Below are 12921 nucleotides of genomic sequence, written 5' to 3' on the forward strand. Positions count from 1 at the left end.
TCCTTGCAAAATTTTATGATTGCGTTGCTTGAAAGTTCGATTGCAATGTCAATGATTGCACTTGTCTATATGGCTATTACGCCTTTGCTTTCCAGAAAATTTACGGCAAAAGGACGCTACTATGCGTGGTTAGTAATTGTTATCGGACTGATTATTCCATTCCGATATCATCCGCAAGCATCGGCTATTTATGTGGACGCGCTAATACCCGCTCTGAATATGGCAAGCAGTCATCCCGTGGACCAAGCGGTTCCCTATGCGACAACGGCTTCATCCGCTATTCCGTGGTATGTTCTAGCTGGTAGTCTATGGCTCGCCGGAGTTATTGTTTTTATAGCTTATCACGCCATTCGGCACAGACGTTTTCTGAAAATAGTCAAACGCTGGAGCGACGAGATTGTCGACCTGCAAACGCTGAATACGCTGCAGGATGTTCAAGCGAAGCTGGGAATAAAACAGCAAGTAGCGTTAAAAGCTTGTCCCGGCATTTCCAGTCCGATGCTGCTCGGCTTTGTCCGTCCGACCATCTTGCTTCCATCGGTCGATATCCCCGCGGATGAGCTTGAACTCATTTTGCAGCACGAGCTGGTTCATTTCAAACGCAGAGATGTATGGTATAAAACCATTGTGTTTCTGGCCACTGCCCTGCATTGGTTCAATCCGTTCGTCTACTTGGCGGCAAGAGAAATTTCCGTCCAATGTGAAATCTCTTGTGACGAAGAAGTGGTCCAAAATACAGATAGAGTCTGCCGGCAACGATATGTCGAAGCCATTATCGGAATTATTAGAAAGCAGTCCAGGGTACAGACCGTGTTCTCCACCAATTTCTATGGAGGTAAGCAGGGCATGAAAAACAGGATTCTCTCCATTATGGATACCCGAAGCAAGAAATGGGGTATATCCATTCTAGCCGTCATCGTTGTGGCCACGCTAAGCACGGGAATTGTGTTAAAACTGAACAAGGCAAATTCCGACCCCATCAACCCCCTATCAGCATCCAAGGTTGAAACAGGAGGCCCGGAAGAGGGGCTTCCGGATCATTCGCTGGCAGATCCAAATTCTTCGATGGATAGCCTGAAGGGGGACAGGACCGGGAATAAGTCGGAATCCGATCTGCCTGAGAACGGCAGCTTGTCAAGCTCAACACAGAATAACCCGGAAGGGAACAAGGACGCAGAGGTTTCCGCTCGTGACAATTCTGATAAAGGCTCCATGCTGTTTCAATCAACACAGGATAACTTGGGGGCGGGACCAAGCGGAGCGGCACCTGGACCTGAAGCTTCCATGAATGGCGCCTCGACGCGTTTAATCGAGGGCAAGGGGGAGCCCGCTCCTGTGCGTGACACTTCTGCCGACGGCGCCTCATCGCGTTTAATAGAGGTTAATCCGAATACGGTTAAGCAAGCCCCGTCTTCTGAGCCCGGTATCTTTAATTTAGTAAAAGATTGAGTAAGACTGCGTAGAAGGAAATTCGAAAGGGTTGACATTGTGCAAAAGTCATGGATATTTAGGCTGGTAGCAGCTTTAGTCGCCGTTGTCGTGCTGGCAACCGGCTGTTCAACTAAAAATCCAGAGGAGGATGGATGGAGCGACATCGGAAATACCGATTCCAATCCATTCGAACTGGATGACAAGGATACCGTTGTTTTGGGCCATATGGGTCATGGGTTGGCCAATCCGGAATTTGATGAAAACGGAGGAAGACTTCCCTTGCGCTATAATGGCGGCGAATTCAAGATAGATTATACCGTAAATGCTGCTGGAAAAGCGAAAAATGTCGGCTTTCTTGTCTTTGTAGACGGAATCCCGCAGCCCTATAAATTTAATACCGCCGACGCTCCTTATGAGTATATGCACTTTTTTGAGCTGGAGGAGGATGACCAAAAAACACCGTTCTCCTTCATCTTTACCCCGGTCACAGGCAAGCGGGGGGATACCTTGAACGTCAGCATTGCCAGTGTGTATAATCCGGCATTTATTCCGGATATGAAAGAAACGAGTTCCTACGGAAGCTATCACGATAGATTGGAAATGGTGTATTCTCTCGTTTTTGACAAAGATTCGGATGCGCTCGATGTTTCCTCTATCCCGCAATATGAGTATTTAAGCGATGTTCACCTGTCGACCGAACTGATCACGAAAGAGATGATGGAAACCCAAGGCGGTTTTGTAACGATAGATTCGGAGACTCTGGAGAAAAATGTGTTCAGCCGTTTGTATTTTGACGGGGAGGGCCTGTCGAAGGTCGACAATCTTCAGGTGAAGGACAGCGGAACCCTTCATGTGACCTTTCAAATCTTCGGTCATCCCGGAGTAAGGTACCAAAATACGTTCTACATCAATCATAAGCCGTTAACCAGCAAGGAAGGAAGCACTTTTGAAACGGTACTGGCCAAGGGCGAGGCGGCTGTGATCGACGTGGATATCGATTTAGGGAAGCTGGAGGATTTCAATACGTTTTATGTGGTTTCGGTTCCGGTGAATGCCGCCGATTTCCCTGATGATGTGGTTGTCTTGGAAAAAACGGCATCCATCTTATTATATAAATGATTGGAGAGCGAGCGTCCTATGAATAAGAAGCTGTTGGTCGTTATATTAGTCCTATCCGTACTATTAGCTGCGGGATGCGCACAAATCACTGCGAATTCAGAACGATCGGAGGATCCGTCCCCCCGAACGGAAAGCCAGGCCGAGAATAAAACAGACGCACCTGGCATTGCAGCGTCACCCGTTGTTTCTAAATTCAAATTGGAAAAAATACAGGGCGACATCAAGAGCATCCATTACGCAGATGGCAATAAGGTGCTTATATCGGCTGACAAGCTGTACTTATATGACCTGAGCACTGGGGATGTAGAGGCGGAAGCCCCGCGAGAGGCATTCGAGGGGGAAAATTATTGGGTTATTGATAACGGGTACGTTGCGGTCGGGGTAAAAATCAATAGTGGCAACGGCAGCGGCAGCGGCGGTTTGTTAACGACAAACGAAGGGACCGCCTACAGCGCCGTCTTCTATGACCGGAAGCTGAATAACCAATCCGAATTTAATTTCAATGCATTGCTTGATAGCGATGACATATTGTCCACTGACTCGTTTTCGTTTTCTTCCGATGGAAACCAAGTAGCCATAGCAACATTAGCCGGCCTATATTTATATGATTTTAAAATGGATAAGATGACAACGGTCATCGATTTGGGATCTGAAGATCGAAAGCGCTCCGGCCTTGCCACGATTGAACAAATCGGTTTCACGAATGAGGACAAGACCATTGCTTTCAAGGCGCAAAGCCTGGATGTCCCCTCTATCCCAGGCAAGCCTTCCTTTGACACTTGCGGAACGGTAAACACAGATGGTTCCGGATTGTCCAATCGGACCTTCGACAACTACATATGCAAGGAACTGACGGCTTACAATAAGCTGCTGTTCTTGGCGGAGGATTTTACGGTTCCGTCGGGAAGAATTCTGGTTATGGAGACTCCAAGCGGCAAAACGAAATTCCACACACTAACCGAAAAATCGGAAAGCGGATTTGTAACGGGCTCCGACTCGGGACGCTATTTCGCTACCTCGCTTGCAGACAAGAACGGTACCGGATGGAAAATCCGGGTGTATAATACGGAAACGGGAAAGCTGGAAGCGGAACAGCTGGTTTCCAGTGATGGAAAGGAGCTCTATATGGCTAGAGATCCGAAAATCAAAGTGATCGACGATTTAAGGACTTGCATTGTGTTATTAGGATCAACACAGACGGATATTGAAACCAAAGTGGTGGTCAGTCAGTTTTAATTTGAAAACCGGGCGCTTTCTTCCTTTAAATTCCCAGTCGTTCTTAAAAGAAGAAAGTTGCTTTGTTTCATGGGAGGAACGGATTGGTGAAAGTAACCTTCAAAGGGATTTCCAAGCAATATAAAGGCAAATATGCGCTGAAAAACTTTACGTCCGAACTGGAAAACGGGATTCACGGTCTATTGGGAGCGAACGGTGCGGGAAAAACGACGCTGATTAACATCTTTGTCGGCATTTTGAAAAGCGATCAAGGGCAAATTTTGATCAATGGCGAGGATGTGCGGAGCTTGGGAATAGACTTTCTATCCCATATCGGTTATTTGCCGCAGTACCCGCAGTTTTACAAAAACTTTGAAGTGATGGATTTTTTGCGATATATGTGTGTGCTTAAAGACATTCCCAAGGAAAAGGGCGAGAAGAGGGCCAGGGAATTGTTGGAGATCGTCAATTTGAGCAGCGCCCATAATAAAAAAATCGGAGCATTATCCGGTGGAATGCGCCAGCGTGTCGGAATTGCACAGGCGATGCTGGGCGATCCGGATATTTTGATACTGGACGAGCCGACAGCCGGACTTGACCCGCAGGAAAGAATCCGTTTCCGGAATCTGATCGCCAAATTTTCCGAGAACCGGATAGTCTTATTGGCTACGCATATTGTCCCGGACATAGAATTTATCGCCAATCAGGTCATCTTGCTCAAGGACGGTCAACTCGTGAAACAGGATACGCCTCAGGCCCTTATGAGGGGAATGGCGGGGAAGGTTTGGAATGTTACGGCGACGGATGCGACGGTCGATGACAAGCTGAAACGGCTTAAAATCAGCAATATGATGCGGGATCAGGAAGACATTCTTTTAAGAGTGATTGCCGATGAACAGCCGGATTTCCATGCCGTGAACGTGCAAGCGAATTTGGAGGATGTTTTCTTATACTATTTCGGAGAGGGCGAGCAATGGTAAAACTAATCGTTTATGAATGCCGCAAGCATTTTCTGAAAACGTCCGTTCTCCTGGCCGTGCTGCTATTCTCCATCCTGAGCGTTGCCAAAATATACAGCGTCTACGACGGGAACTCGCTGCTTTCCAAAAACTATTCCGGCCCCGAGTGGAACGAGCTGTATTGGGAGATGTACGAGGACTTCGGAGGAAAAATCACGGACGAAAAAATCGGAAAGCTCATGACCATTTATGGACCTCTTGAGAAACAAACTGCCGATCGCACGGCAAGCACGAGAACGGACAATCCCGATACCTACACCGGAAATGTCTACAACGATCGCCTTTTCTTCGATTGGTGCTTTGTGAAGCCCATGAAGTATGCCTATATGTACAGAAATCATGCCAACGACATTGTGGCAGCGGCCAAGGACAATATGGATTTTTATGAATCGGTAGGCAATGGGTACGAATACCGAAAGAATGCTGCCATTGCGGAGCTTTTTAAAGAACGGGCGATATCCCACTTTTCCTATACGGAAATGTACCAATATTATTTGCATTATGATTTTTCCGCGTTTCTAGTTTTGCTGATTTGTCTGTACGGCTTAATGAGCGTATTTGTAACCGAGAAGGAAACGGAGATGAACACCCTCTTGTTGACTACAAAGGCAGGGGGAAGACAAACGGTTATCGCCAAGCTTATCGCCTCCACCATCTTTATATGCATGGTCTGCACCTGGTTTTGGCTGATTGATTTCGCAGCGTTTTCCGGTATTTTCGGTTCGCTGGAAGCGGCCTCTTCTCCTCTGTACGCCGTTGAAAATTTCGCAAATTCATCGATTGCTGTTAGCCTGGGCCAATACGCTTTTCTGTCCGGCATGGTGAAAACAGCGGGAATTCTCGTGCTCGGCCTGACATTTCTGCTCGTTTCCTGCCTGTTTAAAAATGCCCTGCTGCCTTTTATCATCAGCCTGTTCTCCGCCTTCGGACTGATCTATATGGAGGAAGCGTACATGGGCTCCGGACACGTGCTGTTAAAAGTGATCAACCCGTTTGTGCTGGTCGTCAATCGAGAGCTGTTTCGCAAGACGGAATTTGTCGATCTGTTTGGCTTTCCTGTGCTCAGCTATATTCCGGCCCTCTTGTTTGCGGCTGTCTGGGGGACGGTATGTATCGTGGCCATTGCGATGCTGGTCCGAAAGAATGCTCTATCCGGAAAAGGGGTGAAAAAGCGTGTCCTTATGGATCTATGAGATGAAAAAAATGTTTTTCTATCAGAAGGGTCTGCTGTTCATCGGATTGTATTTCGTCCTCAGCACGGCGGCCCTGATTATTTTTGACACGCCTGCGAACCCGGATGTGGAGTTCAATTCCGCACAGTATTCTTTCTACCTGGATCAAGTCCGCGGTTCGTCCTCGGAGGAAACCGAACGGTTCTTGACGAATGAATCCCGTCGAATTTCCGACGCCAATGTCGCCTTGCGAAAAGCATACGACGATTATTATGACGGGAACCTTTCGGAAGATGAATTGTTGGCCATAACCCGTCCGTTGGAGGACATCGTCCGGAATGAAAGAGGCTTTAACCTTGTTTTTGACCAATATTCGTATATCCGCGAACAGCCGGACAACAGGTATTTTCTATATACGAACGGCTGGGACGGGCTCCTGTCTCATGACAGCCTGGATTTGTTCTTTCTTTTATTGATGCTCGTACTCGTGGCTCCGGTGTTTTGTTACGAGTTTGAAAGCAAGATGGATCCGCTCAACCTCACCGTCAAGAAAGGAACAAAGGTTCAGGCTGTCACTAAAATAGGCCTTGTGCTGGCAACCGTTGCCGTGCTCTGTCTATTCACTGAGGGCATAAGATACGGGTTCTTTCATTTCAAATACGGCTTGGACCATGGAAGTTATCCGCTGCAAAGCCTGTCCTACTTTGGAGCGTCTTCCAAGCAGGTCACGCTGTTCGGTACATTTGTATGGTTGGCGGCGTGTAAGCTGTTCGGCTATCTAAGCTTTGCCATGCTCATTATGTTTGCTTCGGTATATATAAAGAAATACGCGCTGACCCTATTCACCAGCACAGCCGTGGTCCTGCTCCCCTATTTCGGATTCAGCCTGGAATCCTCGAAATATTTTGTGCCGGGGCCGCTCGGGTTTATGATTTCCACGGGATTCTTCCGAGGGAACGAGTATGAGTACAACATCTATACGGAGCAAAAGGACGTCGTATTTCAGGAAGTTTCCAGCACGGCGTGGATCCTGTTGTTTGCCGTTATGTTGTGCATCAGTATTGGCATGTTCATTGGAATCATGCTCCGGCATACGAATGTATGGGGAGCCGGCAAACGAAGTCACCGGCTGAGACCGGTCGGTCTTATGCTCATCCTTAGTCTGGCCGCATCCGCGTTATCCGGCTGTGCCTCTAATGGAGAAGAGGGGAACTATGATATTTATAACTCCTCTTCCAAAAGGTCATTTGAGAATGAGCGCTATCGGTTTTATGCAGATGAAACGATTGTTTTTGAGAATAAAGAAACCGGGGAGACAAGAAACTTGATCCGAAACCCGCTGCAATCATCCACCAAGGTCAGGGACGTTATTTATGGCAATGGTTCGCTTGTTTACTACATGAAATATGATTATGACAAGTCAAAGCTTCGAGAAACCGTTGACCGATTTTCTATTATAGAAGTAGATACGGCGACCTTTGAGGAGAGAATTGTTTTCGAAAAAAACTTGAACGCAGATAGAGACAATTTTTTGGGGCTGAATAAGACCAACGTTTCCGATGAGGTTTCTTTCATTACAACAGACTCTTTTTTTATGGATAAGCACAGCATTTACCTGATCGGCGGGGGCGAGATCAAGCGGTTAAATAAACATACAGGCAAAATGAGTGTCATTGTAAGGTCGCGGGTGATGAGAAGTGTCGCTTTTGACGGCCGGAATATTTATTATGTCAATGACAAATCCGAGGTGGCCAAGTACGACACGAGGACGGATTCGGAAACGGTTCTTCCCGATATTGTAACGGAATATTTTGTATTGACCGATACGGAACTGCTTTATATCAATCGCAAAGATAAGCAAAAAATCTATGCCATGAATCTGGGTGATTTTTCAACCCGCAAAATAACGGACAAATCCGTCATGTCCTTCACTTGCGACGGGACATATATTTACTATGAGGACAAGGGGGACCTTAAGAAATATCGGATCGACAGGGACGGGCAAAATGATACGCTTGTCTCGGATTAGAGTCAATCGCCAATTTCATTGGCTTAACTCCACGGATTACTCTCTTTCAATCTGAACCGGGATTCGGTGGGACACGACCATTTGTAGGGACGTGTCTTTTTTCGTTTAGGGAAGGGAGTTAGAACGTGCCTGTATACGAGCGGAAACATCAATGGCCCTTGCATAGGGCAAGGGCCGTTCCGTACAACGTCAATTGTGTATTGACAAAAGAGAATGGAGAAGGATATGATATATATCAATAAATTTTATTATCAAATAATAATCATATCATAAATTCAAACAAAAGTCAAGATATTTTTTGCAGAAAATATTTTCGATACAAGGGAGGAATGTTCGATGTTTCCGTCGCGCATATGGAATGAACTGCATGCTTCCGCGCAGGATCAGGCTGTGCTTGAGATTCTTGAACTCAACGAGAAGACGAAAGAATACGGTCTGGTCCTGACTCCCGAAGAGGTTAAGCACTTGATCATGGCCAGGAATCAGGCGCTGTCCAACTATGGACGAGTCGAATTAGGCATCGAAGTGAGCAAAGCTTTAATCGAGGAGTTCGCCTCTTCCCCCTACATCCGTGATGATAACTATGCATCCGTGCTGAATGAGCTGCACGAAATTTTTTATTATATTAAAAATGAAACCGAAGACAGGATCGGAGACTTTAAGCTGATCGGGATCATGCGAGAGCGCTTTGACCATGATTGCGGAGGCTCGATCGAGCTGCTGAAGAGCAAGCTCGAGGAGGAGACCGAAAATTATCGGAGAGAGATCCAACTGGATGAGCTTATGTCCGAGGGAGATGATGATTGATGGGAACCGGTAAGGCTAAGTTCCAGGCGTTGTCCGCGCGTGGAATTATTAACAAAGCCCATCTCAAGCAAAATCAATATACGATCTCGCTCATGAACGAAGGGCTGCGCACAGGGCGGCTTCATCCTCGGGAGGTTCACGGCATCCAGACACAATTGATGCGGATCCTTAAAGATCTTATCAGGCGATATACCCGGGAAGAGAGTTCCTCGGTTGCTGTGGAAACGGCGGAGGGACTCCTGACTTCGATCTTCTATTCGGTCGATGCGCAGATGCAAAGCTATGCAGAGCCTGAAAAAGCGATAGCCGCTTTGCAAGCCGCCGATATTCGGGATATTTATGACAAAGGGGTGGAGCGGGTCCGACAATGCTTTGAAGACACGAAGCGCCTTTACAGCGAGGTCAAAAGAAACAAACTGAATGTGGACGTAGATGCCTACCAGATGACAATCGATGAGTCACTGCCTGTTTTTATCAAAAAATACGAGATTGTTTTTGACGCTCATAACACGATGGCGAGCATTGATTATCCTTTGGCCATGGACGATATGCGGGTTCAAGGCGTTTTTTACATCAAGCAGTATTTGGAGCGTCTGCTTATGGAGACGCGCTTTTGTTATTTTTTCAGTCACGAGGAACTGCTCGATCTATTAAGGAGCTTTGGGCAAATATGCCGGTTTGATTACCGGATCGAATTATTCAATATTTTCGAATTGATGTTTAATAATGCGGTTTTTTCGGTAATGTCCGGAGGAAGCGCCCGTCAAGTTACGATTTCAGCTTATCAGTTCGAGCAGTTGAACCGCATGCTGGCCCATTGGGATGCTTCCCGCATGCATGCGGCGATTCAGGAAGCGACGGAAGGTCTGCAGCATGAACTGAATATCCATGATGCCGGAATGATCCATTACATGCAGCAATGCAGCCATCATCTTGTACAGCGGCTGAATAATGCGGCGAGTCATAACAGCCTGCAGGCCGTTATTGTAACTCGGCAGGAAGAGCGGATCGCCCCAGCAGATATTTCATTTAGCCTTGAAGACAGAATGAGCGATGTGGATATGCGCAAATTGCTGGATGAAGTCTCGAAATGCGAACAGAGAGAGGCCAAGGCTCTGCTGATCAAATCTCGGCTTCACTCTTTACACGATTATTTGGATTTGCTTGAATCCGATACTCTATACGGGGAGGAGTATCAGGAATTGTTTGCGCTATTCGGCCATATGGAACTGGCCATTTTGGCTAAAATTGTTTTTTATGAGGAGTTGCGGAGCGGGTGGACAGGCATTTCCTCCATTCTCTCTGACAAGATAGAAGACGGAGACGAGGAAACATGGCAGAAGCACTACATTGCTTTTATGCGTGGGATAAGCGCCGAGCGGCTGAAATCCATTGAGCGATTTATCGATCGGATTAATTATGAAGAGATGAAGCTCTATTGAGCCATATCATAATGACGATTCGTTGCGGGGTCGCTATATAAATTGAACTTAAGAATTATAGATCGTGGAGTGGGGAAAGGAAGATGCTTCCAGGTCGAGTTTTGGTTTTGTATTCCTACCATCCGAAGGCCCATTCAATAAAATAAGGAACACGGTTTGGTCGGGCCCCCCGTACCTGGGATCGCTTCGAAGCTTATATTCACTTTTTTGGGGAAATAGTTTAGATGTTTGAAGCTTCGGAGGCACTTTTCTGCGGAACGGAATGATCCCTTCTTTAGTGAAACTTATATAGATTCGATGCGAAAGGTGCTCGCTTTGAATATCATGGCAAGAGGCCCGGAGTTAGGTAGGAACAACATTAAGGTGCAATTGTACACCTCAAATCTTCCAATTTAGCAATTTTTGAGATTAGGGTGTAATAATGCGCTCTATTTCCCATGATTTTAAAAAAACGATGATTTTTCCCATTTAGAGGGTACTTTTGCACCTCAATGCCCATTTCGTGAGAAAGGTTGGATTTAAGAGGCATTTTTGCACTTCAATCCTCCTCCATTTGGCGGATCGAAGCAGCCCAACGGTCTCCGATAACAATGTTTTCGCGCCACCGGATTCGAATAAAAGAAAGGGAGAGTGAAACGATGAGTGATCCACTCCGCGGTGTAACATGGGCAGAGAAGAGTACGGAGCTCGATTCTCTGTTAGAACAAAACAGTTTATTAAGCAGAGTCCCTTTGGAATCTGGACTGGAAGCAGAAGTGACCAAAATTTGCATGGCTGAATCCAGCTATGTGCTCAAAGTATGGAATAGGAGCTCCAAGCCAGACATAAAGCGCCAATTTAAGTTGTTGAAGGTTCTGCATCATCAAGGACTATCCGTCTCACAACCTTTAGGTTGGGGGATAGACAGCAACAAGAATCAAGTTCTAGTAACCCATTTTGACGGAGTACCGATTAGTAAAGTAAATTCGTCTATCCTTACAGAACTTGCGGACATGTTAACCCAGATACATAGATCCCCCATTGAAAATTTGGATATGACGGTAGTTCCAAAATATGATTTTGTAAGCTATTTTTATCCTGCAATTGACGACCATCCGGATATAAAGAATCTCCTTACCGATCTTGTTGATAGTGCGAATATGAAACAAGATTGTATTATTCATGGCGATTATAATTTGGGGAATATACTGGAGTCAGAAGGAAGGTTCACCATAATAGATTGGACCAACGGTCAAATGGGAGACCCGAGATATGATATCGCCTGGTCCATTATTTTGATGAGGATCTATGTTGGGGAAAGGTACGGTTCGGTCTATCTCTCGGCTTATCTTAAGCAAAATCAATATTCCGCTGCGGAGTTGGAATTATTTGAGGCCATAGCCTGTCTCAGGTGGATTCTGCTTAACCGAATCGCCATCCTGCCTAAAGGGAGAGCCACCATAACCAGAGTAAAAAATATACTGAAGAGCAATCCACATCTCCATGAACACCTGCTTTGAAAGCCTCTTTCTGCTTCGTAAAATTTTCATCGTCTATCGGAGGCCAAAAATTTAGATTAGAGGGATGGCAATGAAAACTATTAAATTGGGCATGATTGGAAGCGGCCATGTAAGTGATCGGTATTTTGAACAGGCGGCTCAATTAGAAGGGGTACGTTTCGTTGCCATTTGCTCAAAGCATCTGGAAAACGCGGAAAGAAAAGCAGCTGTTTACGGAGTCCCAAGCTGGTACGATGATTATCGCGTCATGATGGACAGAGAGGAGCTTGATGCGGTAGTCGTTACCACCCCCCATTCCATACATACGGAGCCGGTTCTAGCGGCATTGGAACGAGGCTTGAACGTACTGAATGAGAAGCCGATGGCGACTACATTTGACGATTGTAAGCGCATGGTATCCCTCGCAGAGGAAAAGAGCCTCCTCTTCATGAGTTTGCCGTTTGATTTGAATCCGGCCTTCCTGGCTGCAGCTGAATATGTGAATGAGCGATACATCGGCAAAATTACCGGTGCCGAGGCTCAACTATCTCTTCCCGGACCTTGGCGCGACAACTGGTATTACGATAAATCAATTGCTCATGGAGGCGCAGTGCTTGATTGCTTGGTCTATCCGATTAGCCGGCTTGTCGGTTTGCTTGGACCGGCTGTAAGCGTCATGGCAGAAGTCAACACGTTGATTCCAAATCGCATTGTCGGTGACGGAAAGAAAGTGCGCAGCGATGTGGATGATAATGTGACCATCATCGTCCAATTTGCTGGAGGCCAGCATGCCGTTGTTCGTTCATTATGGGGGTTATCGTTCAAGCAGAACAATGCCATTATTTATGGACGTAACGGCACTATCGCTCTGAATGACAGCGGGTATCCATTAGTTGTTCATTCGTTGGGACAAAGCATACCTGATGCAGAACAAGTCGTTTGGCGTGGTATAGAGAATTGTTACATTCCGCATGGGGAGATTTCCAAGCATGGGAGGGAGAGTGTTATCGCCCATTTTGTTCACTGTCTTAGAATCGGTGAGCAGCCGATACAGTCCTGTAGACAACAATTGCACGTACACGAGATTATGTTCGGGGCGTATCGATCAGCGGAATCCGGTCAACGCTACGAATTAACGACCACCTTTACTCCCTGGACTAAATGGGATCCGCTCCTGTTTGATACTCGCAGCAGTTATATATAAATAGG

10 protein-coding genes are annotated in these 12921 nt (G+C 46.4%); all 10 read left to right on the plus strand.

The features are described 5' to 3' along the window. The first annotated feature begins 3 nt into the window (after positions 1 to 3). The gene (locus tag KJS69_RS22540; RefSeq protein WP_213586056.1) at positions 4 to 1449 is read left to right on the plus strand and encodes a M56 family metallopeptidase; all 1446 of its coding nucleotides are present in this window, start codon (positions 4 to 6) and stop codon (positions 1447 to 1449) included. Positions 1450 to 1488: 39 nt separating this feature from the next. Next, on the plus strand, positions 1489 to 2550 hold the full coding sequence (locus KJS69_RS22545) for a beta-glucanase/beta-glucan synthetase (protein ID WP_213586057.1): 1062 nt from the start codon (positions 1489 to 1491) through the stop codon (positions 2548 to 2550). Positions 2551 to 2568: 18 nt separating this feature from the next. Further along, positions 2569 to 3786 (plus strand): transcriptional regulator, encoded by a 1218-nt coding sequence (locus KJS69_RS22550; RefSeq protein ID WP_213586058.1) that lies wholly within the window; start codon positions 2569 to 2571, stop codon positions 3784 to 3786. A gap of 86 nt (positions 3787 to 3872) precedes the next feature. After that, entirely contained in the window at positions 3873 to 4745 is an 873-nt protein-coding gene (locus tag KJS69_RS22555) for an ABC transporter ATP-binding protein (protein ID WP_213586166.1), read from the plus strand. Continuing rightward, positions 4739 to 5977 carry an ABC transporter permease gene (locus KJS69_RS22560; protein ID WP_213586059.1) on the plus strand — a complete coding sequence of 413 codons (1239 nt, stop codon included), beginning with the start codon at positions 4739 to 4741 and terminating at the stop codon, positions 5975 to 5977. The genes KJS69_RS22555 and KJS69_RS22560 overlap by 7 nt, the downstream gene beginning before the upstream one ends. After that, positions 5958 to 7985, plus strand: a complete 2028-nt coding sequence (locus KJS69_RS22565) for a DUF5050 domain-containing protein (RefSeq protein WP_249730668.1) — start codon at positions 5958 to 5960, stop codon at positions 7983 to 7985. The genes KJS69_RS22560 and KJS69_RS22565 overlap by 20 nt, the downstream gene beginning before the upstream one ends. 336 nt (positions 7986 to 8321) lie before the next feature. After that, the gene (locus tag KJS69_RS22570; RefSeq protein ID WP_213586060.1) at positions 8322 to 8792 is read left to right on the plus strand and encodes a DUF6323 family protein; all 471 of its coding nucleotides are present in this window, start codon (positions 8322 to 8324) and stop codon (positions 8790 to 8792) included. Then, positions 8792 to 10234, plus strand: a complete 1443-nt coding sequence (locus KJS69_RS22575) for a DUF6179 domain-containing protein (protein ID WP_213586061.1) — start codon at positions 8792 to 8794, stop codon at positions 10232 to 10234. Before KJS69_RS22570 ends, KJS69_RS22575 begins: the two co-directional genes overlap by 1 nt. A 638-nt stretch (positions 10235 to 10872) precedes the next feature. After that, a complete protein-coding gene (locus tag KJS69_RS22580) occupies positions 10873 to 11733 on the plus strand; it encodes an aminoglycoside phosphotransferase family protein (RefSeq protein ID WP_213586062.1) in 861 nt (286 codons plus the stop codon). 70 nt (positions 11734 to 11803) lie between these two features. Beyond that, positions 11804 to 12916: a Gfo/Idh/MocA family protein gene (locus KJS69_RS22585; protein WP_213586063.1), complete on the plus strand. Its 1113-nt coding sequence runs from the start codon at positions 11804 to 11806 to the stop codon at positions 12914 to 12916. Positions 12917 to 12921 lie beyond the last annotated feature (5 nt).

The sequence above is a fragment of the Paenibacillus sp. J2TS4 genome (genome assembly GCF_018403245.1).
Classification (GTDB): Bacteria; Bacillota; Bacilli; order Paenibacillales; family NBRC-103111; genus Paenibacillus_L.